A 22,038-nucleotide genomic window follows, 5' to 3' on the forward strand; every position below is an offset into this window, starting at 1 on the left:
GCTTCCACGATGACTTCGCCGGACCTCACGAGGGGATACAAGACGTTGAACAAGACGAAGACCGCGGCGGCACGCATGGCGGCACTGGGCGCAGCAGGGGCCGTCGCACTCGGGTTCTGGTCGGCGGGTCCGGCCAGTGCCGACGTGTTCGTTCCGCTTCCCGACAACCAGATCAGCAAGACTCTTATCGATGGAACGGTGGTGACGGTCAAGGGTTTCGGTCAGAGTGCCGTCGTCTCACCGTCATTGGGGGCGACGCCCACCCAGCGCAACGTGTGGGTCACGGGCAATTACACCGTCGAGACCAACAACGCCGACGGCGGCACCATCGAGCCGGGCTTCCTCGTCGGATGCCAGGTCGATTTCGCGGCGGGAATCGACGGAGGCGTCGGTGCGAGCTTCGGGCAGGGCAACCTCATCACTCTCGACACCGATGCGGATGAGCCGTTCCAGGTTCTCACGACCCAACCCAACGAATACGAAATCGGTGCGGGCCTCAACCTCCAGCTTGCACCGGGGCAGCTGAACGACGTCAAACTCGTCGGCGACGAGACCACCGCGACGATCGACGGCGTGGACATCGCCACCCAGGTCGACAACGACTTCGATTTCGTGGGTAACGGCGGGGGTTACACGTACGCGGACGAGACGTTGGGTGTGTCCGGCTGCGCCGGGTTCGCCGAAGCACGTTCCTACGTCAATGTCACGGTCGAGAACGACGCAGTCACATCGACGGTCACACTGTGGGGACAGCCCTTCAGTATCGGGTGACTCACCAGCCCGACAGTCAGTCAGTCAGATGTGACTGTCAGTGAAATGTGACGGTCAGAGCGCTGACCAACGATGCGGCGGCTACGGTCGTCGCGTCGTCGGGTGACATGGCCACCAACACCACACGGTCGCTGTCACGTTGACCTGTGCTCTTCGGGGACACCAGCACGACGACGGATTTCGACGCCAGCACCCGCGCAGCCGGTTCCTCGGATTCACCTACGGTCAGCACGTCGACGGTGTCTCCTTCACGCAGTAGGTCCGTCACGCCTGCGTCCGTGAGGCGCACCGGCACGATCCGGGCGTCGGGCGAGTCGATCGCGGCCTCGGCAAGGCGCGAGGTGAGCAGCCGGACGTCGGTGATGGGTTCCCCGGCGCGGATAGGGCCTGCCACGGTGTGCGCGGTCGCGTCGCCGATGTCGGTGAGAGTGCCCGACGGTACCGACGCGGGATCGAAATCCGCCAGCCGGACATCGGCGTCGGTCAGGGGAGTGCCAGGCGCCAGATCGCGCGCAGCGACGACCACCGACATGCGCTCCGTCGCAGCGGCGTCCTCGGCGAACAGAACGACGGCGATCGCGGCGAGCGCGCCCGCCGCGATGCGTCGTAACAGAATGGCGCGAGCCCGACCAGGTCGGAGCGTGAGACGGTCCAGCAGGGTGGCGTCGAGTCGAGGATGTCGCTGCGGCATGGCGTCACGCTAGCGTCAGGAAGGCTCGTCGTTGCACGCCACAGGCCCCGGCTGTGGATAACGCCGGGGCCTGTGGATGAAGCCGAAATCTAGGAGCTTGCAGCTGCCTTCGCGGTGGAGGGCGTCGACGACGTCGAGCTCGAGGAACTGCTGCTGGCGGCCGGTGTCGACGGGGTCGACTCGGTCTTCGCCGGAGCCTTGTCGCTCTTGGATTCGCCTGCGCTTTCGCTGGCGGTGCTCGATCCGCTGCGGCTGTCGGTTCGGTAGAATCCGCTGCCCTTGAAGACGATGCCGACGGAGTTGAACAACTTCCGTAGCTTGCCGGTGCACTGCGGGCACACCGTGAGCGAGTCCTCGCTGAACGACTGAACGATGTCGAACCGGTTGTCGCACTCGGTGCAGGCGTATGAATATGTGGGCATCGATGTTCCTCCGCGCTGGTCCACTGGTCACCAAGGAAGATGTCGCCACGGGCTCGGGTCCGACCATTGGTGTGCCGAAAAACTGCTGAAACTGTACTGACTAGAGAGAGCATTAGCACTCTACAGTCATGACTGCCAACGCGGCGATTCGGGCAACTATTCCCTGCGTAGAGTCACCAGCCCACGCGCTGGGGTCAGCGCATGGGAAGCGCGACGATCATGCGGTTCCTCGGGCAGTTCCTCGACCAATTCCTCGTCACGGACCACCGCAACCACGGAAGTACCGGGATCGACCAGATCGAGTGTTCTGTCGTAGAAACCGGCGCCCCGGCCCAGGCGAACTCCCCGTAAATCGACCGCGAGAGCGGGGATGAACACAAGATCGCACCCGCTCACCGTCGCCGGTTCCAGTATTTCTCCGGTGGGTTCCGACAATCCGTACGGAGCCGTCCGAAGGCTGTCTCGACCTGTGTACTCTGCCCAGTGCAACGGCCCTGGCGCACGAGCTATCGGGACGAGAACCACAGTCGACTCCCGGCGCAACGCGTCGAGCAGGTCGAGTGAACCGGGCTCGCTTCCGACCGGCACATATGCCGCCACGGCCGACGCTCCGCGCGCCGAATCGGCCGCGGCGTGACAGAGTTTCAGAGATTCTGCTGCGCGCTCGGCGACATCGACGGAGCGACGGGAAGCCACGATGCGGCGACGCCATTCCTGTTTCGACATCGGCGTCACCGGGTCACCGGCAGTCATGCATCCGAGTCCAGTGTCATGGATGCAAGCTTAGGCATTACAGGGGAACCGTCAGGACATGCGGAGCAGGTCCGCAGAGACCATGGATAGGGTGGGCAGTATGACAGAAGCCGCGACAGATTCAGCACGGCACTTTCGGACTGCGATCGTTCCCGCAGCAGGCATGGGAACACGCTTTTTGCCGGCAACGAAGACCGTTCCGAAAGAGCTGCTCCCGGTAGTGGACACGCCGGGAATCGAACTCGTCGCGGGAGAAGCCGCCGACTCCGGTGCGCAACGCCTTGTGATCGTCACCTCACCCGGCAAGGACGGCGTCGTCGCACACTTCGTCGAAGACCTGGTTCTCGAAACCAAGCTCGAGAAGAGCGGCAAGCTCAAGATGCTCGAGAAAGTACGCGTCGCGCCTGCATTGCTCGACGTCCAATCCGTGGTGCAGAACGAGCCGCTCGGGCTCGGTCACGCCGTCGCATGCGCCGAGGAAGTCCTCGACGACGACGAAGACGCAGTCGCGGTTCTTCTGCCCGACGACCTGGTGCTGCCGCGCGGTGTGCTCGACGTCATGGCGCGTGTCCGTGCCAAGCGCGGCGGAACAGTGCTGTGCGCGTTCGAGGTTCCCGAGGAGAACGTCTCGGCGTACGGCGTCTTCTCGGTGGAAACCGTGCCGGACGCAGTCAACCCCAACGTTCTCAAGGTCACCGGCATGGTCGAGAAGCCGAAGCGCGAGGACGCGCCGTCGCTGTTCGCTGCCGCAGGCCGCTATCTGCTCGACCGGGCCATCTTCGACGCATTGCGACGCATCGAGCCCGGCGCAGGCGGCGAACTTCAGCTCACCGACGCGATCGCTCTGCTCATCGCGGAGGGGCATCCGGTTCACGTCGTCGTGCATCGTGGATCCCGACACGACCTCGGAAATCCCGGGGGATACCTTCGTGCTGCGGTTGACTTTGCACTCGAACGTGACGATTACGGTCCGACGTTGCGTGAGTGGCTCACCGAGCGCCTGAGTGACGACTGGGCGCCGCAACTCACCAAGTACGAATAGGCCCGACGTGACCAGATAGAGGAAGGGCCAGATGCGCTCGGTTGAGGATCAGCAGACCCGAGTGACTGCTGCGGCGGTTGCTCCACGGCCTGTTCGGGTCGCGATCTCGGAAGCGCAGGGTCTGCTGTGTGCGGAAGAAGTCGTCACCGAGCGTCCACTGCCCGGTTTCGACCAGGCCGCCATCGACGGCTATGCGGTGCGTAGCGTCGACGTCTCGGCAGCGGGAACCGACCTGCGAAACGAGGACGACGAGCGGATCGATCTGACGCTGCCCGTCGTCGGCGAGGTCAGTGCCGGTTCGAGGCAGCCGATTCGGCTACAGCCACGCCAGGCGGTCCGCGTCGACACCGGTGCGCCGCTGCCGACGCTCGCGGACGCGGTGCTGCCGCTCGACCGGACCGACGGCGGCCGCGCCAGGGTCAAGGTGTTCCGGCCGGTGCGCTCGGGTGATTACGTGCGCAAGATCGGCGACGACGTCCAACCCGGCGACGTTGCGGTACGCGCAGGCACGATCATCGGCGCAGCGCAGGTGGGTCTGCTCGCTGCCGTGGGCCGCGACAAGGTGCTGGTGCATCCGCGACCTCGGCTCTCGGTCATCTCGGTCGGCGGCGAGCTCGTCGACACCGACCGCACTCCAGGCCCGGGCCAGGTGTACGACGTCAACTCCTACGCGCTCGCCGCAGCGGCGCGTGACGCAGGTGCGGACGTCAACCGCGTCGGCATCGTCAGCACCGACCCCAAGCGACTGCGCGAGGTCGTCGAAGGGCAGTTGATCAGGTCCGAGATCGTCGTCATCGCGGGAGCAGTCGGCGGAGGCGCATCCGATGGTGTCCGAGAAGCACTCTCGGATCTCGGGGACCTCGAGGTCGAACGCGTCGCGATGCATCCCGGATCGGTGCAGGGTTTCGGGCAGCTCGGACGCGACGAGGTACCCACCTTTCTGTTGCCCGCCAACCCGGTCAGCGCACTCGTCGTGTTCGAGGTGATGGTGCGGCCGCTCATCCGCATCGCGCTCGGGCGTCGACAGCCGATGCGCCGCACCGTCACCGCGCGAACCGTCGCCCCGATCACGTCGATCGAGGACCGCAAAGGGTATCTGCGTGGCCAACTCATGCGCGACGAAGGCACCGGCGAATACCTCGTCCAGGCGCTCGGAGGGGCTCCCGGTTCCTCCTCGCACCTTCTTGCCACGCTCGCCGAAGCCAACTGCCTCGTCGTCATCGACCCCGACGTGACCGAAATCAGAACCGGTGAGGAAGTGGACGTCTCGTTCCTCGCGCAGAGGGGATAGGACGCTTTTCGTCGAGCCGGGGTGCAGGCGCTAATGTCGACAGATGCCGCGCACGTGGTCGAGCCACCCTGGTTGGCCCGCGAAACTGGGACCGTTGACAGTTGCCGCGGGCAACGTCACGGTCCGCCCTGTCCGACTTCGCGACGCCGGGGCATGGAGTCGTCTGAGGTTGGGGGATCGTGCGCACCTCGAACCGTGGGAACCCACGGGCGACGGATCATGGGACGCGCGTCACCACGTCTCGTCGTGGCCCGCGTTGTGTTCCGGTCTGAAGTCCGAGGCGCGCAAGGGACACATGCTGCCGATGGCCATCGAGGTGGACGGCGAGTTCTGCGGACAGATCACCGTCGGCAACATCATTCGCGGTGCACTGCGGTCGGCCTGGATCGGCTACTGGGTCGCCAAGGACGTCAACGGACGTGGTGTTGCCACAGCGGCTTTGGCGCTCGGCCTCGATCACTGCTTCGGGCCGGTCGGCCTCCATCGTGTCGAGGCGACCGTCCGCCCGGAGAATCTGGCCAGCCAGGCGGTGTTGCGCAACGTCGGATTCCGTGAAGAGGGGTTGCTGCGCAATTACCTCGACGTCGACGGCCGGTGGCGCGATCATCTGCTGGTGGCGATGACGTCCAACGAGGTTCAGGGGACCGTCGCCGATCGTCTGGTGCGCACCGGCCGCGCCGCGTGGGCATAGCGCGCCACTTCTCACCGTCGACAGGCGCGATCCCGTCACCTTCCGCACAGAACTGGGCCGCGATGCGCACGTGCATGTCAGACTCGAGACTGATGTGACTAAAGTGACGTGTGTGTAATTCAGGTCGGCGCGTCTCCGCGGTTCCGCCGCGAAACCCGCATAGCCTGATCACGCCAGAAGATGTCGCAGTCGTCAGGTAGGAAGGAGCGCCGGAATGCCCAACTCGATCATATGGATCGGTCTGGTCGCCATCTGGCTGTTCGTCCTGCTCCCGATGATGATGAGCAAGCGCCCGCGCATCATGCAGACCTCCGATGCGGCACTCGCCACCCGAGTCCTGCACCGCGGCGGCAGCACGAAGCCCACACGGGGTCCGGCCGCAGGACATGCGAGCGACCCAGATTGGCGCCCCGAGTACGACGAGCGAGTATCGGCACCCGCCAGCGTCGTCTTCGGGCGCAATGCACCGAGTATCGACGCGGAGGACCCGATGGACACTCACGCAGAAGCCGAGGACACCGATCTGGACGAGGCGGAAGAACGCGCCTACGTTCCGAACCGACGAGGACGCGGTGGATTCGACCCCGAGGCCGACGCCCTTGCGCGCGCCGCACGGTATTCGTTCCGCCAACGTGCCGTCCTCGGACTGGTTTTCGCGATCATCACCACCGCGGCGCTGGCCGTCATCATCTCCGCGATGCTGTGGTGGCTCTGTGGGCTGTCCGTGGCCGCACTCGCCGGCTACATGTACTACCTGCGTCGCCAGGTGCAGATCGAGCAGGAGATCCGCCGTAGGCGCATGACCCGGATGGGTCGCTCGCGCCTCGGCGTCGAATCACGCAGCGACGACGAACTCAAACTCGTTCCCCAGCGTCTGCGCCGTCCGGGCGCCGTCGTATTGGAAATCGACGACGAGTCGCCCGAGTTCGACCATCTGGACCACTACGACGAGCCGTTCCAGCAGTCCGCTCCCGCCAACGAGGATGTACGACGGGCATCGGGGGCCTGACGTTCGGTGGATCGCGAACCCTTTGATAGGGTTTGCGCAGCGGTCGCAAGACCGTGAAAGAAGGGGCTGTGGCGCAGTTGGTAGCGCGTCTCGTTCGCATCGAGAAGGTCAGGGGTTCGATTCCCCTCAGCTCCACCACGAAGTGACAGGCCCGAGCAGCGGGCTACCGAATCTGCTCGGTGCCTGCAATCGCCGCGTTCGCCAGTCCTCGTCTCAGATCGATTGCGTCGCCGAGTCTCCGGGCCAACTGCGGGTGCGAACGAACCACCGCGTCCATTGCCTCACGTGGGATCGCGAGTAGAACGGTCTCGGTCAGCGCAACAGCACCGGAGATCACCTGCTGGCGGGTCAACGCCGTCAATCCGAAGTACTCCCCGGGTCCCAGTTCGCCGATGAGCGCCTGTGTTCCGCCTTCGGTCTCGACGACGAGCGAGACGTGGCCGCGTGCGATGAACAGAAGCGCATCGGGGGTATCACCTGCGCGTTGCACGATCTCACCGGCTGCGTACTCCACGAGTCGGGCATGGCTCTCGACGAGCGCGATGTCCTCACCGGGTACGTGAAGCGCGGTGGCCACGCGCGTCAGTTCGCGGTGAACGTCTGCGCGCTGACGATCGGTATCCGGTTGCGCATCGTCGAGATGCAGTCCGCTGCGCCGTGACGCGTACCAGAGGCGCTGCAGCAGAGTCGCTTTGGTACGCGACTCGTCGGCGGGCGAGAGCAACGGCACGGACACGCGATACTGGCCTTCACCCAGTGGCACGGCACTCGGTTCCAGATGTGGCACGCGGGTGGGTAGATCGCGTGCGGTGGCGACGAGCATCGCCACGACGCCGTCGGGTGAATCGGACGTCGAGAACGTCAACGTGAGCGCAGCGCTGTACGAGGCGCCCTGCACGCGCGTCAGGTTCTTGAACGAGCCCTGTGCGAGGAGCGCGTTGGGGACGATCTGCAATCCGTTGCCGGTGTCGATATGAACCGCGCGCCAGTTGACTTCGACGATGCGGCCCTTCGCCGACGCCGTATCGAGCCAATCGCCGAGCTGGAAGGGCTGCTCGAACAGCAGGAGCAGACCGGCGATGATCGAGCCGACCGCATTCTGCAGCGCCAGGCCGATGACGATGGAGGTGACACCCAACGCTGCGAACAGTCCTCCGACGTCGGCGCCCCAGACGACGGAGAACAGCACTCCGAGGCTGATGACGATGACGACGAGTCTGCCGAGGTCGACGAAGATCGAGGGCAGGCGGCTACGCCAGGTGTCGGTGCCCGCGTTGGAGAACAACACGGCGTTGGCGCCGGACAGCACGAAGAGAATAACGAGGAAGCCGAGGACCGTCGCGATGATCCGCGACCAACTCGCCTCGACGGACTCGCTCTCGACCTGGCTGATCAGAAGCAGCAGCGCAAGGGCGGGCAGCACGTAGTTGCGCAGCAACAGAACCGGTTTGACGAAGTTGCTTCCGCGTCGCTGCAGTGACGCGTGTATTTCGGTGAGGATCAGCAGCGCGACGGGCAGCGCCACCACGACCAGGACGGCCGGCCAGAACCACGGCTGCGAGACGAGATCAGACATCGATGACTCCTGTGGCCAGTGCCCAGACCTGCTCGGTTCCCGTGGCGGTCTCGACCGTGCCGACTGCTGTGAACGTGTACGTGTTCGCCAGGGTGTCGCGCACTCGTTGGCTCACGAAGACACCTGGAGTTCGATCGACCGCGTGCACACGATGGGCCAGATCGATCGCGTCTCCCCACAAGTCGTAGACCATCGATTTCTGGCCGACGAGTCCACTCGACAGTGGTCCACTGTCGACTCCGGCCCGCAGGGTGAGACGAGCGCCGTTCTGTGCGTTGAAACGACCGACGATCTCGCCCAGTTCGGTCGCGAACCTCACCACACGCTCGACATGGTCGACGCGGGGGACGACCAGTCCGCAGCTGGCGAGGAACCCGTTTCTCAGATTGCGCACGCGTTCGACACCGTGCCGCTCGGCGGCCTCTTCGAAACTGTGAATCAGCGCGTTGAATGCCGCGCTCGACTTCTCCGAGGAGATGCCGGCGGCATAGTCGCCGAAGCCCACCAACTCGGCGAAGATCACCGACACATCCTTGTGCTCGGCGCTGATGTTGGATTCGCCGTCGCGATACCGTTTCGCGACCGGCGCAGGCATCAGGTTGTGCAGAAGTTCCTCGTTCTCCTTCTGCTGTTCCTGCAGCAACTGCTGCTTCGTCGCCAAGCTGTGGCTCATGTCGTTGAATGCCCTTCCGAGCTCACCGAGTTCGTCGTCGGTGGTGACCGGAATGTCGACACCCAGATTTCCCGCGCTGATCTCGCGGACAGCACCGGCCAGCTGCTTGAGCGGCCGAGTGAACACCCGGGCCAGCAGCAACGACAGCAGCGATACGAGCAGCACGATCGCCGCGGTCGACAACGCGAGGTTGCGCGCGAACCGGTCCACCGGTGCCAACGCCTCGTCGGAGTCGATCTTCGCGACCAGCACCCAGTCGATTCCCGGAATGTCGAGAGGGGTGTACGCGACGAGTGTGTCCTCCCCGGTGTAATCGTCGGCGACCTCCACTCCGGTCTCACCGGCCAGTGCCGCGTTGACTGCAACGGTGTCGACCGGTTGAAGCAGAATGCTCCCACCGCGTGCCACTTCCAGCGCTGCCACCGAGGGTGATGTCCCGGAGCTCACGACGGTGTCGATGAAAGCATCGGGATCGGTGGTCAACATTCGCGACACCGAGCGCATCAGGCGATCGGGCCCGGCGAGATAGGTCTCACCGGTTTCACCCAGACCGTCCTCGACCCATCCGTTGTCGGCCGTCATCACCGAGTTGATCGCCTCGATGGGCAGCTGCAAGGCCAGTACGCCTGCAATGACGCCGTCGGTACCGATCGGTGTCATGACCCACGATGTCGGCTTGTCGTACGACGGCGCATAACGCTGAAAGTCGGTCACCAGAGTGTCGTCGATCGAGCTCGCCTGCATCGCCTGCTCGAATCCGCTGGCCAGATTGGACGCGCGGTAGGGCCCGGTACGCACGTTGGTGCCCAGGTCGGCGCCCTTGTAGGCGCTGTAGACGACGGTTCCCGCCGGGTCGAGGATGAGTGAATCCTCGAATCCGAACCTGGTGGTCAAGTCCTCGAAGAACGGCTGGAACTTCGCATTGACCGCGGACCACGCACTGCTGTCGCCTGCCGTATCGACGCTGATGGCCGCCTCGAAGTCGCCGTTCGCGGGCACCGTGTACATGCTCTGCAGGTACCGTTCGGCTGGTCCGCGAGGAACGAACAGCGAAGGATCGACAGGTTTTCCGGTGTTCTCCTCGAGTGCGGGAGCGAACACGTCGGCGTAATAGGCGTCGAGTCCGGCCGTCTGAGCCGGTGTCGAGGTCTGCTCTGCCAATTCCCCGAACGCGGCGCTGAATTGGTTCGTAGCATCGATGGTGGTGGCACTGTGTGTGATCACTGCCGCGGAATTGCTGATCGAATTGAATCGCGCGGTGATTTCGCGCGCTCTCGATTCTCGAAGTTCGGTCAAACGATCGAATGCCGCACTGCGCAGAGAACTGGTTCCCGCGACATATCCGACCGCTCCGACGACGATGACCGATACCACGCTCACGCTCAGCAGCATGACAAGAAGTTTGGACTGAATTCCGAAGGAGTAGAGGCGCTTCCGGGAGCCGAATAACCGCCTGGAAGCATGACTGTAATCGGGTGCAGCGGCCAACTCGGATCACCATTTCTCGGATTGGAGTCGCATGCCGCTACTCGAGTGAATCGGATATTAGCCGATCCGCAAGACATTCGGCGACCTAACGATCGAGAGATCCTCGGGGAAAAACAATCATGAAAATCGAAATATCGACCTAAATTGTTCTCTGGTATGTTTTCGATTCGATCGGGACTTCGGAGTGTGGACTTCGAGGTTGCCAGTAAGGAGTCCACCCATGCCTGCTCTCGAACTCCGACCCAACTGCGAACTGTGCGATATGGACCTACCGCCGTTCTCGGTGGATGCACGCATCTGTTCGTTCGAATGCACTTTCTGCGCCGGTTGCGTCGCTCGGCTGTCGAACGTGTGCCCCAATTGCGGGGGCGGGTTCGCACCTCGCCCGATTCGGCCGTCGACCGAGTGGAGGCCAGGGCTCTCGACGACGCATCGGCCTGCGTCGACCACGCGCGTGCACACGCCCTATTCCCAGGTCGAGCTCGACGACTTCGCCGATCGCGTCAAAGCCATCGCACCGCAGGACCGGTGATCGGTTCCCGCTCTCAGGCGTCCAGGCGCCCGGACAGTTTTGCCGGGCTGCCGACGTAGACGGAATCGGGCTCGCAGTCCTTGGTCACGAGAGAGTTGGCGCCGATCACGGTGCCTGCGCCGATGGTGACGCCGGGCAGAATCACCGACCCCGAACCGATCCAGCATCCGTCGCCGATGGAGACCGACTGCGCGGTGAGGGTGGACGCCCGTTGAGTCGCAGGTCCGGTCTGATGGCTCGAGGTCAGAATGCGCACGTGGTCGGCGATGAAAACACCGTCCCCGATCGAGATGTCGGCGACGGTGTCGAAGTAGCAACTGTGATTGATGAAGCACCGCGCCCCGACATGTAGGTAGCCCAGACCCTGGACGACGAAGTTCCCGCCGATGAGCAACGCGCCGCGGAACGTGACCCCGGCGAACTGCAGCACGGTCGCACGACGCACCCGCGGTACGAGGGACCAGTTCGCTACGCCGACGAGAAATGCCTGTCTTCCGTATGTATGACCCACCGGCGCATCCTATCCGGAGTGCGAACCGATCGAGCTGTCATCGCTGCTGTCGTGCCAACGCCGAGGGCCACCAGATCTTTCGTCCGATGTCGTAGGACAGGGCGGGAACCAGAATGCTGCGTACCACGATGGTGTCGAGCAGAACTCCGAACGCGACGGCGAATCCGATCTCCGCCAGGAACACGAGGGGGAGAACTCCGAGCACCGCGAAGGTTGCGGCGAGTACGACTCCCGCCGAGGTGATCACTCCACCGGTGACGGCGAGACCGCGCAGAATGCCACTGTGCGTTCCGTGTTGAAGCGTCTCCTCGCGCACACGCGTCATCAGGAAGATGTTGTAGTCGATCCCGAGCGCGACCAGGAAGACGAACGCGAAGAGCGGGAAGGACTGATCGGCACCGGCGAACCCGAACACGTGCGTGAACACCAGCCCGCTCACGCCGAGCGTCGCCGCGAAGGACAGCACGACGGTGGCGATAAGTATCAACGGAATGAGCAACGCGCGCAACAGGATCGACAGAACGAAGAAAATCACCACCAGCACGATCGGGATGATCAGGTTCCGGTCGTGTACCGACGCTGCCTGCACGTCCACCGTGGCAGCGGAGTTTCCACCGACGAGCGCATCGGCTCCGTCGATGGCGTGCACCGCATCACGCAGCCGCTCGATCGTGGCAAGAGCGGCAGGCGAATCGGGGGAATCGGCGAGTGTGGCGTTGATCAGAATTCGGCCATCGGCCGGCTGTACTTGCAACGACTGCGGCGCACACCCGGTCTGCGCGGCGATCGCCGCAGGCCCGACCGTCTTGATCAACTCCGCCACTTTCGCGAAATCGACCTGTATGCACACCGATCCGGGTGTCTGTGCGACGCCGTCGGTGGCCGCGGCCACACGGATGACCTCGTCCGCCGAATCCGCGGCCGCGATGATGACGGCGGGCGCGCCGGTACCGGGGTCGAACTTCGATGTGTAGAGCTCCTGCCCGACGACCGCCTCGGGACGGTTGGTGAATGCCTGTGTCGTCGTCAGCCCCGAGGTGTCGAGGGCTGCGATTCCGAGGACGCACAGCAGCAGCAGAACCGTCGCACCGATCCATGCAGGTCGGTGCCTCGATCCGATGGCGTCGGCGATCCGTCCCCAGATGCCATGGGTGGTGAGATCGGCGGCATGGTCGACCTCGGGTCGTTTCGGCCAGAACACCCACCGGCCGCACAGTGACAGTGCAACCGGAAGGAACGTCATCATCACCAGCACCGTGCACGCGATGCCGATTGCGGCAACCGGACCGAGGCTCTTGTTGGAGTTGAGTTCCGAGAACATCAGACACAGCAATCCGACGATCACCGTTCCCGCCGAAGCGCCGATGGCGGGCGCGGACTCCTTCCACGCCTTGATCATCGCGTCGAACCGATTCGGATGAGTGTGCAGTTCTTCCCGGTACCGCGATATCAGCAAGAGCGCGTAGTCGGTGCCCGCGCCGATGACGAGGACGAACAATATGCCCTGGCTCTGACCGGTCAATGTCAATATCTCGTGCTCGGCGAGGTAGTAGATGATCAGCGACGCCAGTCCGACGGCCAGGACCGCAGACAGAATCGGGAAGACCCACAGCACCGGTGATCTGTAGACGATCAACAGAATCAGGATCACCACCAGCAACGCCGCTCCGAGCAGAGCGCCGTCGAGACCGGCGAATGCGTCGATGAACGCCACGAGAAGCCCGCCTGGCCCCGCAGGCAGAACCTCGACGTCGTCGGCAACGGACTCGCTTGCGGTGTCGATGACGGTCTGCTCGGTCAATGCGAGAACTTCGCCGGTGACGTCGACACCGTCCGCTTTCGCGACGAGGGGTACGTACATCGAGGCCGTGCGGCCGTCCACCGAATACTGCGGCGGCCCCATGCCGTCGCCGTCCACTCCGTCGATCGCCGCGATCTTCTGCTCGGCCGACGAGATCGCGGACTTGTCCCCGTCCGTCAGGCCGGAATCCCGGTCGAACAGAACGAAACCTGGTATCGACTGGACGGTCAGGAACGACGCGGACTCGTTCGCGACGATCGTCGATTCGGCCGACCCAGGCAGGTACGACGCATTGTCGTTCTTCTGAACCTCGCCCAGCTTGGCCTGGTAACTGCCGCCGAACCCGCCGAGTAACAGCGTTGCAGCCGCAATGGCGACGATCGTGAAGATCGGCCACCGGAAGGGGGATCGGCGGATGGGCCCCATCTGGTTCTCCTCGAATGCTGTGCATGCGAAAAAAATCGGTGGTCCAGTACACCATGCACTCGGTCGTCGTGGTCGGCGAAGCGAGAAGAGCAGGTGGCACCGGGCAGGTGGGTGTGCACCGGTAGGATCGTGGAGAAATGTGTGTTCAGAGTCGATCGACGGCGCAGTGTGGGGACGCGCCGCCCCGGCTGTGGAGTGCTCGATCGCCGAGTACGCGAGCGCGTGTGGGACGCTCGAACGCAGCCCTGACCAGCTAAACGGAGTGTGAATGTCGTTCGAGATTGTCGACCTCGAGGAAACGTGGGTCGCCGGTCTTCCAGTTCGTAGCCCCAAGCGCGCGCTCGGAAGGTTGAATGACCCTGCCCTGGATCTCGCGTGGTCCTCGGTACTCAATCAGGATTTGGCCGGTCCGCTCGCCGCGATCTATACGGACTTCGCGCCCGGAATCGGTTCGTACAACACACAGATCGTCGGGTATCAGTGCTCCGCGTTGAGCAAAGTCACGCGAGGGCATCTCGTAGCAAGGGTTCCGCGTGCGAAATACGCGAAATTCTCTGCGGTCGGCTACTTTCCGGAAATCATGACGCGGCTGTGGAAGCAGATCGACCATGCCGAAGAGCAAGGCGAGATCACGCGATCGTTCACGGCGGACTACGAGTGTTACCCGCACGCGTACAAGATCGATCTGTACCTGTCCATCGAGCAGTCGGGGTCGAAAGCGTGACACATCGGGTAACTGCTCGGCCCGCAGAACTGTTCGGGGGACTTGTCGCACCTCGGGTCACTCCCGGCGCCGAAGCCAGCAACAGTGAGCTCTTCAGATTCCTGCGTGAGCGCATCCGCGAGCGGTATTCCGACGGGGTCGATGTGAGCACGGTCTTCGTGCCGGACGCACACGGTGTCGTCAACGCGGTGGTTGCGACTCGCTACCTCTCGCCCGCCGACGTTCCCATCGGCGACGTCTTCTTCGAAGTGCCCACCGGTGTGTACGCGGTGTTCGAACCCAGCGGCACACTGAAGGATCCGATCGACGACGTCTGGACACAGGCCGAGGATGCCACCGCGGCGGGGGCTATATTCCGTGCCTACAAAGAAGACATCGAAGTCGTTACAAATTCGGGTGGAGTGGAACTTTATATCTCGATTGTTATCTGAATCCGTGAACGTGTCACGCATTTGTCACTTGTAGATCACAATAGAAGCAGGCATACGGTTAGTATTATCCTGCGCAACGGGCCCATGACAGGTCCGACGAATTCGAGACAACGGGTTCAACCAAGCCATGTGGTGACAGCAAGGCAGCGTCGGTGTCGGTAGAGGCAACTGAGCAGGGGTGAAAAACATGGTTAGGCAATTGAGAGCAGAAGCAACACGTGCGGCAGCGCTTCGCGCCGCGGCGGATCTCTTTCTCGAGGTCGGACATGCTAATGCGACATTGAGTCAGGTGTCCGCGCAGTCCGGCGTCACCAAGGGCGCGTTGTATTTCCATTTCGCGTCGAAGGAAGAGCTTGCCCGCGCGATCGTCGACGAGGGACACGAGCGCGTGTCGACCGCATGTGCAGGACTGGTGGACAGCCGGTCACCCGCTCTCGAATCCGTCATCGGAATCTCGTACTCGGTACTCGAACTCGCCGCCTCCGATCCGCTCGTTCGCGTGATGTACCGACTGCAGATGGAGATCGACGGGTCCGAGACGGCACGAGGAAGTGTCTTCGGTACCTGGGGAACGATCTTCGAGCATCTCTTCGACCGCGCGATCGAGCACGGTGACGTCGCCGACCATCTCGACTCGGGTAATGCTGCGCTGCTGGTCTGCGAAATGCTTGCCGGAGTACTGATGGTGTCCGAGGCTCAGTCGACGTTGGAGACGGCGCCGTCGCGCATGGAGAAGGTCTGGCACACCGTGCTGCCCTCGCTCGTGCCGCCGAACAAGCTCGGATACTTCCGCGAGTTCGCCGCGCGAAGCCTGTCCAGTTTCGTTCCGTCCGACATGACGGTGACGTCGGTTCACGCCTAGATTCATCGCCCGTGGATCGATCCCCGCGGCCAGGACGGTTGCGGGGAGTCGGTGTCGAGCGGACACTGTGTGACATGGAGCACACAGTCACGACGCACAGAATGTCCGACGCCGAACTTCGCAAGGCAATCGGGACCCTTCAGAGCCGTGCCGACGACGCGCGCAAGAGGGGGGCCGATCAGGATGCCCAGCACATCGAACGGACCATCGCCGGGTACCGCGAGGAGATGAGCAAGCGTCTCTAGGCGCTCGATCCGGTAGGTCCGAATCGTTCGGTCTTGATTCGATGAGGTAGGTGCCCCATCGACACCAGGGCGTCGGCCACCGCCTCGACGAAGCCTGTCGGACCGCACACGAAACATCGTGGTGCGAAGTCCGCCGGCCACCCGTGCGCGGCGATGTCCGCGGCCGAGAGCCTTCCGGGGCGGGTAGACAGTCCTTCGGGATTTCGGCGCGTGTACCGGTAACTGACGTCGATCCCGCCCGGCAGCGCCCGCAGTTCCGACGCGAACATCGATTCCGCAGGTGAACGCACCGAATAGATCAACCTGAACGGTGTCTGCCGTTCCTCCGACACCCTGGCTCGAACCATCGCCATCAGCGGCACGACGCCGGATCCTCCGGCCACCAGCAGCACAGGCGCGGGATCCGCGCGATCCCACACGAACCATCCTCCGATCGGACCGCGGAGTTCGATCTGCTCGCCCACCTGCAGAGTGTCCGTCAGATACGGCGAGACCTCCCCGTCGTCGACTGTCTGGACCGTCAGCACGACGGTGGCGCCGTCACTGGGGTGAGCCATGGAGTAGCTGCGTTGGGCGCTGTATCCGTCCTCGGCCGTCAGGCGAACGTCCAGGTGCTGGCCGGGTAGGTGCCCTGGCCATCCGGGGACGTCGAAGACGAGCGTCGACGCGGTCGCAGTTTCTCGGTGCTTGTTCGTCAGAGTTGCGACGAGCCACTTCATCGACTCAGTCTCCCTGATACCTCTGTTCCTGCCAGGGATCGCCGTAGTCGTGGTATCCGTTGCGCTCCCAGAATCCAGGCTCGTCGCGCATCATCAACGTCAGCTTCTGCACCCATTTCGCCGACTTCCAGAAATACAGGTGAGGCACGAGAAGCCTTGCCGGGCCGCCATGTTCGGGGTGCAAAGGCTTTCCGTCGTATTCGAATGCCAACCAGGCCTTGCCGCCGCGCAATTCGTTCAACGGCAGGTTGGTGGTGTAGCCGTCGAAACCGTGTGCCATGACATGCGTCGCCGAGGTCTCGATGCCGCCGAGGAATGTATCGAGAGAGACTCCACGCCAGCGGGTATCGAGCTTGGACCACTTGGTGACGCAATGAATGTCCACCGTCGGTTTCTCGTCGGGGAGCGCGCGCATCTGCTGCCAGTTCCAGCGATGCTTCTCACCCATCTCGGTGGACACGGTGAACTCCCAACGATCGGTGTCGACTCTGGGAGTCGGACCCGCCGACAGCACGGGAAAGTCCGTCGCCAAATATTGGCCGGGTGGGGTTCGGCCGTCGTTCCCGCGGCGCTTGCCGTGGAAACCCTTCGAAACGATCGCCATGGATCCTCCTGTGCAACAGGACTCGAAGTCTCCTCCTGCCAGGCACATTCTTTCAACTCGGACCACGCGTATGGTGCAGGTGAGACTGGAGCATCGGCGACGAGAGATGGGGACGAGTCAGAAGATGGCCATCACGGACCTGCGCGGAAAGAAGACGTTCATCACCGGGGCTGGAAGCGGAATCGGGCGTGCGAGCGCCGTTGCCGCGGCGCGGGCGGGGGCCGAGCTCTATCTCACCGACATCGACGAAACGAGCCTGCAGGCAACCGTCGACGAGCTGGGCGCGAGTGTCGCGCAGTTCGCTGCGTTCGACGTCTCCGACTACGACGCCGTCACCGCGTTCGCGGGCACCGTGCACGACGCGGTCGGCAGCCTCGACATCGTGATGAACGTCGCCGGGATTGCCGCGTGGGGAACCGTCGAGAATCTCGAGCATCGGCACTGGAAGTCGATGATCGACGTCAACCTCATGGGCCCGATCCACGTCATGGAGAACTTCCTGCCGCCGATGGTGAAGGCGGGACGCGGTGGACATCTCGTCAACGTCTCCTCTGCGGCGGGGCTGATTCCTCTTCCATGGCACGCCGCGTACAGCGCAAGCAAGTACGGGCTGCGCGGTGCATCCGAGGTGCTTCGCTACGATCTCAAACGGCACGGAATCGGCGTCAGCCTCGTGGTGCCGGGTGGCGTCAAGACGGGGCTGGTCAACACCGTCGAAATCGCAGGCGTCGATCGCGAGGATCCGCGGGTGCAGAAGCTGCAGCATCGATTCGAGCAGCGCGCCGTCGAACCGGAGAAAGTCGCCGACGCCATCATCACGGGCATCGTGAAGAACCGGTATCTCGTCTACTCGTCCAACGACATTCGCTTCGGCTACTGGTGGGCGCGCAAGTTCGCGCCGCCCTACGAGTTCGTGCTCCAGAAGGCCAACGATCAGTTCGGCAAGCTGCTGCGCACGTAGTCACAGATCCACGTCGAGCCTGCGTGCACCGGGCCCGGACTTGGCCAACTCGTCGTTCGGGTTGGCCAGGGCGCAACTCGTCATCGACAGGCAACCGCAGCCGATGCATCCCGTCAGGTCGTCGCGCAGCCGGACCAGCTGGGCGATACGGTGATCCAGATCGGCGTGCCAGCGGGCGGACAACTTGGCCCAATCCCGTTTCGTCGGGGTGCGGCCCTCGGGTAGTTCGGCCAGTGCCTGCCGAATCTCGGCGAGCGGGATGCCGACCTTCTGCGAAATCCGGATGAACGCAACACGCCGCAGCGTCTCACGCGGGTAGCGGCGTTGATTGCCCGACGTTCGCCTGCTGACGATCAGCCCCTGCTTTTCGTAGAAATGCAGGGCCGACACGGCGACCCCACTGCGCTCCGACAGTTGACCTGGGGTGAGTTCGCGGACGTTCCAGTCGGGCATCGGCATGTGTGAAACGGTAGTGCGTGAGACTACAGCGCACACGGGAGTGCACTTGCGCATTACCGTTGAACGATGACTGCAGAACTCGGTGCCGACTCCGAAGTCGGAACGCTGCGCACGGTGATGCTGCACCGCCCCGGTGACGAACTTCGGCGGCTCACCCCGCGCAACAACGATCAACTGCTGTTCGACGGGGTTCCCTGGGTCGACCGCGCGCAGGAGGAGCACGACGCGTTCGCCGATCTCCTGCGCGGCCGCGGCGTCGAGGTTCTGCTGCTGGCGGATCTGCTCGCCGAGGCCATGACCGTCAGCGGAGCCGCCCGCATGCAGGGGATTTCCGCCGCGGTCAACGAACGCAGATTGGGCCGCGCGCTCGCCCGTGACCTCGCAGTGCACCTGCGTGGGATCGCGCCGTCCGAGCTTGCGCAGATTCTGATGGCAGGGATGACGTTCGACGAACTGCTCGCCGCCGAGTCCGGAGAACCCGAGCTCAACGGCGCGTCGCTGGTGAGGCGTATGCACCACGGCGGCGACTTCGTGATCGATCCGCTACCGAATCTGCTGTTCACGCGCGATTCGTCGTTCTGGATCGGCAACCGTGTTGCCATCACCTCGCTCGCGCTGCCTGCGCGGTTGCGCGAGACCACGCTGACCGACCTGATCTACGCGTTCCATCCGCGATTCCTCGGCGTCCGCCGAGCGTACGAATCCAGGACCGCGCCGGTCGAAGGCGGAGACGTGCTGCTGCTCTCGCCCGGTGTGGTCGCCGTGGGTGTCGGCGAACGGACGACGCCTGCAGGCGCGGAAGCTTTGGCACGCAGTCTGTTCGAAGACGAGCTGGCGCACACGGTGCTGGTGGTACCGATAGCGCAGGAGCGCGCGTCGATGCATCTGGACACCGTCTGCACCATGGTCGACGTCGATGCAGTGGTGATGTATCCGGCGATTCGAGACACGCTGTCGGCGTTCACGATTCGCAAGGAGGACACCGGCGTCACCATCCGCGGCGCCGATCCCTTCCTCGACGCCGCAGCCGACGCCATGGGTATCGGCAAACTCCGCGTCATCGACACCGGCCTCGACCACGTCACCGCCGAACGCGAACAGTGGGACGACGGAAACAACACTCTCGCCCTGGCGCCCGGTGTCGTCGTCGCCTACGAACGCAACGTCGAGACCAATGCACGGCTGGAGGCGTCGGGCATCGAGGTGCTGCGGATCAGCGGATCGGAACTCGGTTCGGGACGCGGAGGGCCGCGGTGTATGTCGTGTCCGGTTGCCCGAGACAGTGTGGCTTCGCCACCCGTGCGCGCGTAGTCGGGTTCCGAGGTGGTGTCACAGAATCTCGCGGACCTTCTCCGCCGGCCGAGCCAGGACCGTTCCCTGGTCCGTGACGACGATCGGGCGTTCGATGAGGATGGGGTGTGCCACCATCGCGGCGATGAGTTCGTCCTCGGAGGCGTCCTGCAGGCCGAGTTCCTTGTAGACGGCCTCGCGCTTCCTGATGGCCTGTGACGCCGTCAACCCGGCGTCGTCGAGCAGCTTCCGAAGACCGTCCTTCGTGGGCGGCGTCTCCAGGTACTTGACGACGGTCGGTTCGATTCCGGCTTCCTGGATCAGCTTCAGCACCGTCCGGGAGGTGTTGCAGCGGGCGTTGTGATAAATCGTCGCGGTCGTCGTCATGTGTGTAGATAGTGCCACTGTTTACGTATCGAGCGTGTCGGGTAGGCGACCGCCATGACTGATCGACGAGTAGTGATTGCCGGAGGACACGGAAAGATCGCCCAGCACCTCATCGAGGTGCTCACCGCGCGAGGAGATCGCGCAGTGGCGCTGATCCGAAATCCGGACCATGTCAACGCAGTCACCGCGCTCGGCGCTCTGCCCGAGGTGATCGATCTGGAGTCCGCGTCGGTAGAGGAGGTCGCACGCGTGTTGCACGACGCCGATGCCGCGGTCTTCGCTGCCGGAGCAGGACCGTCGGGCGGTATCGAGCGCAAGGACACCGTCGACCGTGCCGCCTCGGTACTGCTGGCCGACGCGGCCGAGAAGGCGGGTGTGACGCGGTTCGTCCAGATCAGCTCGTTCGGAGCAGGCGAGCCGGTAGCCGACGACGCCGAGGACACGTGGAAGGCGTACATCGCCGCGAAGACCGCGGCGGAAGAGGATCTGAAGGCGCGCAGCGCGCTGGAGTGGACCATCGTCCGACCGGGCGGGCTCACCGACGACGACGCCACCGGGCACGTGACGCTGTCGGCTCCTCCGCTCGAGCGAGGCACGGTGCCGCGGGCGGACGTCGCCGCCGTCGTTGCGGCACTTCTGGAGACACCCTCGGCGGCAGGCAAGACCGTCATGCTCACCTCGGGCGATACTCGAATCGAGGACGCTGTCCACGGTGTGTGACGCGTGATAGAACGTCCGCATGGATGTGCACATCGACTCCGCGTCGAAGACCCCTCTGTTCGAGCAACTGCGCGCAGGGATACTCGCGCAGGTTCGTAGCGGGAAGTTGATCGCGGAGACGAAGATTCCCACCGTGCGCGGACTGGCCGAGGAGCTGGGAATCGCGCCGCACACCGTCGCGAAGGCATACAAGGAACTCGAGGCGCAGGGCGTCATCGAGGCTCGCGGCAGGCTCGGGACGTTCATCGCGTCGGGCGGCGATCCGACCGAGGACAGTGCCGCGCGAGCAGCTGTGGCCTACGTGGCGGAGGTGCGTGCACTCGGCTTGTCCGACGATCGAGTGCGACAGCTCGTCGAGCGCGCCTTAGGTTGACGCTTCAACCTTGATGTGCAAGGGTGGGCGGGTCCCATTGCCGTGCCCGAAGGATTCTTCATGAACTCGACCATCTTCCGCGACATCGCAGCCCTGGTTGCCCGTATCGGCCTGGGCATCGTCTTCATCGCCCATGGCTGGCAGAAGCTCAACACCAACGGACTCGACGCCACCAAGGCGGGCTTCGAAGGTATGGGCGTCCCGCTTCCCGCCGTGTCCGCATACTTCGCGACCTTCGTCGAACTCATCGGTGGTGTTGCGCTCGTGCTCGGCATCTTCACCCCGATCGTCGGCATCCTGCTGTTCCTCGACATGCTCGGCGCATTCCTGTTCGTGCACTACGACCTCGGGGTCTTCGTGACCGAAGGTGGCTACGAACTGGTCGTCGCACTCGGTGTCGGCGCATTCGCGCTCGCTGCGTTCGGTGCCGGTCGTTTCAGCCTCGACGGTGTGTTCGGCGGCAAGACGAGCTTCGCCAAATCTCGCGCATAGCGCACGTGCAGTAGACGAACCCTGGGGTCTGCAGGTCTTCGCTGCCACATACATCCACGCGTTATCGGACGAACCCGACCTCGATAGTGCTTAG

The 22,038-nt window shown here is 63.9% G+C and carries 26 protein-coding genes and 1 tRNA gene; 16 read left to right on the forward strand and 11 right to left on the reverse strand.

Going from position 1 to position 22,038, the window contains the following annotated elements:
- The first annotated feature begins 9 nt into the window (after positions 1-9).
- Positions 10-771 (forward strand): MspA family porin, encoded by a 762-nt coding sequence (locus RY1_RS26075; protein WP_084727881.1) that lies wholly within the window; start codon positions 10-12, stop codon positions 769-771.
- A gap of 37 nt (positions 772-808) precedes the next feature.
- Here RY1_RS26075 and RY1_RS26080 read toward each other — a convergent pair whose 3' ends face one another.
- The 3 genes from RY1_RS26080 to RY1_RS26090 all read right to left on the reverse strand — a co-directional run bounded on the left by RY1_RS26080 (position 809) and on the right by RY1_RS26090 (position 2,637).
- Positions 809-1,462 (reverse strand): SAF domain-containing protein, encoded by a 654-nt coding sequence (locus RY1_RS26080; RefSeq protein WP_072806951.1) that lies wholly within the window; start codon positions 1,460-1,462, stop codon positions 809-811.
- An 89-nt stretch (positions 1,463-1,551) separates the two neighbouring features.
- Positions 1,552-1,884 carry an FmdB family zinc ribbon protein gene (locus RY1_RS26085; protein WP_072807010.1) on the reverse strand — a complete coding sequence of 111 codons (333 nt, stop codon included), beginning with the start codon at positions 1,882-1,884 and terminating at the stop codon, positions 1,552-1,554.
- A gap of 156 nt (positions 1,885-2,040) precedes the next feature.
- Entirely contained in the window at positions 2,041-2,637 is a 597-nt protein-coding gene (locus RY1_RS26090; RefSeq protein WP_245819962.1) for a 5-formyltetrahydrofolate cyclo-ligase, read from the reverse strand.
- A 100-nt stretch (positions 2,638-2,737) separates the two neighbouring features.
- On the opposite strand from RY1_RS26090, the gene RY1_RS26095 reads away from it, so the two are divergent.
- The 5 genes from RY1_RS26095 to RY1_RS26115 all read left to right on the forward strand — a co-directional run bounded on the left by RY1_RS26095 (position 2,738) and on the right by RY1_RS26115 (position 6,808).
- On the forward strand, positions 2,738-3,679 hold the full coding sequence (locus RY1_RS26095) for a UTP--glucose-1-phosphate uridylyltransferase (protein WP_072806952.1): 942 nt from the start codon (positions 2,738-2,740) through the stop codon (positions 3,677-3,679).
- Positions 3,680-3,710: 31 nt separating this feature from the next.
- Positions 3,711-4,970: a molybdotransferase-like divisome protein Glp gene (glp, locus tag RY1_RS26100; protein ID WP_072806953.1), complete on the forward strand. Its 1,260-nt coding sequence runs from the start codon at positions 3,711-3,713 to the stop codon at positions 4,968-4,970.
- Between the two features lie 43 nt (positions 4,971-5,013).
- Entirely contained in the window at positions 5,014-5,661 is a 648-nt protein-coding gene (locus RY1_RS26105; protein ID WP_072806954.1) for a GNAT family N-acetyltransferase, read from the forward strand.
- Between the two features lie 214 nt (positions 5,662-5,875).
- Complete coding sequence (gene sepX / locus RY1_RS26110; RefSeq protein WP_072806955.1) at positions 5,876-6,670, forward strand: divisome protein SepX/GlpR; 795 nt, start codon at positions 5,876-5,878, stop codon at positions 6,668-6,670.
- Positions 6,671-6,732: 62 nt separating this feature from the next.
- Positions 6,733-6,808 (forward strand) — tRNA-Ala (locus RY1_RS26115).
- A gap of 25 nt (positions 6,809-6,833) precedes the next feature.
- Here RY1_RS26115 and RY1_RS26120 read toward each other — a convergent pair.
- Together RY1_RS26120 and RY1_RS26125 are read right to left on the reverse strand one after the other, a co-directional pair.
- Positions 6,834-8,246 carry a mechanosensitive ion channel family protein gene (locus tag RY1_RS26120; RefSeq protein WP_072806956.1) on the reverse strand — a complete coding sequence of 471 codons (1,413 nt, stop codon included), beginning with the start codon at positions 8,244-8,246 and terminating at the stop codon, positions 6,834-6,836.
- Positions 8,239-10,299, reverse strand: a complete 2,061-nt coding sequence (locus tag RY1_RS26125) for an adenylate/guanylate cyclase domain-containing protein (protein ID WP_169914840.1) — start codon at positions 10,297-10,299, stop codon at positions 8,239-8,241. The genes RY1_RS26120 and RY1_RS26125 overlap by 8 nt, the downstream gene beginning before the upstream one ends.
- Positions 10,300-10,627: 328 nt before the next feature.
- On the opposite strand from RY1_RS26125, the gene RY1_RS26130 reads away from it, so the two are divergent.
- Complete coding sequence (locus RY1_RS26130; RefSeq protein ID WP_072806958.1) at positions 10,628-10,939, forward strand: DUF1272 domain-containing protein; 312 nt, start codon at positions 10,628-10,630, stop codon at positions 10,937-10,939.
- Positions 10,940-10,952: 13 nt separating this feature from the next.
- Here RY1_RS26130 and RY1_RS26135 read toward each other — a convergent pair whose 3' ends face one another.
- Together RY1_RS26135 and RY1_RS26140 are read right to left on the reverse strand one after the other, a co-directional pair.
- A complete protein-coding gene (locus RY1_RS26135) occupies positions 10,953-11,450 on the reverse strand; it encodes a DapH/DapD/GlmU-related protein (protein WP_072806959.1) in 498 nt (165 codons plus the stop codon).
- 37 nt (positions 11,451-11,487) lie between these two features.
- Complete coding sequence (locus RY1_RS26140; protein WP_072806960.1) at positions 11,488-13,677, reverse strand: MMPL family transporter; 2,190 nt, start codon at positions 13,675-13,677, stop codon at positions 11,488-11,490.
- A gap of 268 nt (positions 13,678-13,945) precedes the next feature.
- On the opposite strand from RY1_RS26140, the gene RY1_RS26145 reads away from it, so the two are divergent.
- From RY1_RS26145 to RY1_RS30240, 4 genes are all read left to right on the forward strand, one after another.
- Positions 13,946-14,401 (forward strand): effector binding domain-containing protein, encoded by a 456-nt coding sequence (locus tag RY1_RS26145; RefSeq protein WP_072806961.1) that lies wholly within the window; start codon positions 13,946-13,948, stop codon positions 14,399-14,401.
- Positions 14,398-14,832 (forward strand): effector binding domain-containing protein, encoded by a 435-nt coding sequence (locus RY1_RS26150; protein WP_072806962.1) that lies wholly within the window; start codon positions 14,398-14,400, stop codon positions 14,830-14,832. The genes RY1_RS26145 and RY1_RS26150 overlap by 4 nt, the downstream gene beginning before the upstream one ends.
- Positions 14,833-15,031: 199 nt before the next feature.
- Entirely contained in the window at positions 15,032-15,694 is a 663-nt protein-coding gene (locus RY1_RS26155) for a ScbR family autoregulator-binding transcription factor (RefSeq protein WP_245819964.1), read from the forward strand.
- A gap of 74 nt (positions 15,695-15,768) precedes the next feature.
- Positions 15,769-15,939 (forward strand): hypothetical protein, encoded by a 171-nt coding sequence (locus RY1_RS30240; RefSeq protein ID WP_169914842.1) that lies wholly within the window; start codon positions 15,769-15,771, stop codon positions 15,937-15,939.
- Here the strand turns inward: RY1_RS30240 and RY1_RS26165 are convergent.
- Both RY1_RS26165 and RY1_RS26170 read right to left on the reverse strand, forming a co-directional pair.
- Complete coding sequence (locus RY1_RS26165) at positions 15,936-16,658, reverse strand: ferredoxin reductase (RefSeq protein ID WP_072806965.1); 723 nt, start codon at positions 16,656-16,658, stop codon at positions 15,936-15,938. The two genes, RY1_RS30240 and RY1_RS26165, sit on opposite strands and share 4 nt — an antisense overlap.
- 4 nt (positions 16,659-16,662) lie before the next feature.
- Positions 16,663-17,262 (reverse strand): sulfite oxidase-like oxidoreductase, encoded by a 600-nt coding sequence (locus tag RY1_RS26170; protein ID WP_072806966.1) that lies wholly within the window; start codon positions 17,260-17,262, stop codon positions 16,663-16,665.
- A gap of 124 nt (positions 17,263-17,386) precedes the next feature.
- Between RY1_RS26170 and RY1_RS26175 the strand changes: the two genes are divergently transcribed.
- Entirely contained in the window at positions 17,387-18,223 is an 837-nt protein-coding gene (locus tag RY1_RS26175; protein WP_072806967.1) for an SDR family oxidoreductase, read from the forward strand.
- On the opposite strand, the gene soxR is transcribed toward RY1_RS26175, so the two are convergent.
- The gene (soxR, locus tag RY1_RS26180; RefSeq protein WP_072806968.1) at positions 18,224-18,682 is read right to left on the reverse strand and encodes a redox-sensitive transcriptional activator SoxR; all 459 of its coding nucleotides are present in this window, start codon (positions 18,680-18,682) and stop codon (positions 18,224-18,226) included.
- Positions 18,683-18,748: 66 nt separating this feature from the next.
- Between soxR and arcA the strand changes: the two genes are divergently transcribed.
- A complete protein-coding gene (arcA, locus tag RY1_RS26185) occupies positions 18,749-19,993 on the forward strand; it encodes an arginine deiminase (RefSeq protein WP_072806969.1) in 1,245 nt (414 codons plus the stop codon).
- Between the two features lie 18 nt (positions 19,994-20,011).
- Here the strand turns inward: arcA and arsC are convergent, their stop codons facing one another.
- On the reverse strand, positions 20,012-20,359 hold the full coding sequence (gene arsC, locus RY1_RS26190; RefSeq protein WP_072806970.1) for an arsenate reductase (glutaredoxin): 348 nt from the start codon (positions 20,357-20,359) through the stop codon (positions 20,012-20,014).
- A 54-nt stretch (positions 20,360-20,413) separates the two neighbouring features.
- Here arsC and RY1_RS26195 point away from each other — a divergent pair, with 54 nt between their 5' ends.
- The 3 genes from RY1_RS26195 to RY1_RS26205 are packed head-to-tail and all read left to right on the forward strand — an operon-like array spanning position 20,414 to position 21,944.
- Positions 20,414-21,079 (forward strand): NAD(P)H-binding protein, encoded by a 666-nt coding sequence (locus RY1_RS26195; protein WP_072806971.1) that lies wholly within the window; start codon positions 20,414-20,416, stop codon positions 21,077-21,079.
- A gap of 19 nt (positions 21,080-21,098) precedes the next feature.
- On the forward strand, positions 21,099-21,452 hold the full coding sequence (locus RY1_RS26200; protein ID WP_072806972.1) for a GntR family transcriptional regulator: 354 nt from the start codon (positions 21,099-21,101) through the stop codon (positions 21,450-21,452).
- Positions 21,453-21,512: 60 nt separating this feature from the next.
- Positions 21,513-21,944: a DoxX family protein gene (locus RY1_RS26205; protein WP_072807012.1), complete on the forward strand. Its 432-nt coding sequence runs from the start codon at positions 21,513-21,515 to the stop codon at positions 21,942-21,944.
- Positions 21,945-22,038 lie beyond the last annotated feature (94 nt).

Origin of the sequence: Rhodococcus yunnanensis NBRC 103083 (genome assembly GCF_001895005.1) — a bacterium.
GTDB lineage: Bacteria > Actinomycetota > Actinomycetes > Mycobacteriales > Mycobacteriaceae > Rhodococcoides > Rhodococcoides yunnanense.

Bases quoted from the DNA above. Each gene is read 5' to 3' on its own strand.
- RY1_RS26075 (WP_084727881.1), top strand. From the start codon at position 10: ATGACTTCGCCGGACCTCACGAGGGGATACAAGACGTTGAACAAGACG.
- RY1_RS26080 (WP_072806951.1), bottom strand. From the start codon at position 1,462: ATGCCGCAGCGACATCCTCGACTCGACGCCACCCTGCTGGACCGTCTC.
- RY1_RS26085 (WP_072807010.1), bottom strand. From the start codon at position 1,884: ATGCCCACATATTCATACGCCTGCACCGAGTGCGACAACCGGTTCGAC.
- RY1_RS26090 (WP_245819962.1), bottom strand. From the start codon at position 2,637: ATGACTGCCGGTGACCCGGTGACGCCGATGTCGAAACAGGAATGGCGT.
- RY1_RS26095 (WP_072806952.1), top strand. From the start codon at position 2,738: ATGACAGAAGCCGCGACAGATTCAGCACGGCACTTTCGGACTGCGATC.
- glp (WP_072806953.1), top strand. From the start codon at position 3,711: ATGCGCTCGGTTGAGGATCAGCAGACCCGAGTGACTGCTGCGGCGGTT.
- RY1_RS26105 (WP_072806954.1), top strand. From the start codon at position 5,014: ATGCCGCGCACGTGGTCGAGCCACCCTGGTTGGCCCGCGAAACTGGGA.
- sepX (WP_072806955.1), top strand. From the start codon at position 5,876: ATGCCCAACTCGATCATATGGATCGGTCTGGTCGCCATCTGGCTGTTC.
- RY1_RS26120 (WP_072806956.1), bottom strand. From the start codon at position 8,246: ATGTCTGATCTCGTCTCGCAGCCGTGGTTCTGGCCGGCCGTCCTGGTC.
- RY1_RS26130 (WP_072806958.1), top strand. From the start codon at position 10,628: ATGCCTGCTCTCGAACTCCGACCCAACTGCGAACTGTGCGATATGGAC.
- RY1_RS26140 (WP_072806960.1), bottom strand. From the start codon at position 13,677: ATGGGGCCCATCCGCCGATCCCCCTTCCGGTGGCCGATCTTCACGATC.
- RY1_RS26145 (WP_072806961.1), top strand. From the start codon at position 13,946: ATGTCGTTCGAGATTGTCGACCTCGAGGAAACGTGGGTCGCCGGTCTT.
- RY1_RS30240 (WP_169914842.1), top strand. From the start codon at position 15,769: ATGGAGCACACAGTCACGACGCACAGAATGTCCGACGCCGAACTTCGC.
- RY1_RS26165 (WP_072806965.1), bottom strand. From the start codon at position 16,658: ATGAAGTGGCTCGTCGCAACTCTGACGAACAAGCACCGAGAAACTGCG.
- RY1_RS26170 (WP_072806966.1), bottom strand. From the start codon at position 17,262: ATGGCGATCGTTTCGAAGGGTTTCCACGGCAAGCGCCGCGGGAACGAC.
- RY1_RS26175 (WP_072806967.1), top strand. From the start codon at position 17,387: ATGGCCATCACGGACCTGCGCGGAAAGAAGACGTTCATCACCGGGGCT.
- soxR (WP_072806968.1), bottom strand. From the start codon at position 18,682: ATGCCGATGCCCGACTGGAACGTCCGCGAACTCACCCCAGGTCAACTG.
- arcA (WP_072806969.1), top strand. From the start codon at position 18,749: ATGACTGCAGAACTCGGTGCCGACTCCGAAGTCGGAACGCTGCGCACG.
- arsC (WP_072806970.1), bottom strand. From the start codon at position 20,359: ATGACGACGACCGCGACGATTTATCACAACGCCCGCTGCAACACCTCC.
- RY1_RS26195 (WP_072806971.1), top strand. From the start codon at position 20,414: ATGACTGATCGACGAGTAGTGATTGCCGGAGGACACGGAAAGATCGCC.
- RY1_RS26200 (WP_072806972.1), top strand. From the start codon at position 21,099: ATGGATGTGCACATCGACTCCGCGTCGAAGACCCCTCTGTTCGAGCAA.
- RY1_RS26205 (WP_072807012.1), top strand. From the start codon at position 21,513: ATGAACTCGACCATCTTCCGCGACATCGCAGCCCTGGTTGCCCGTATC.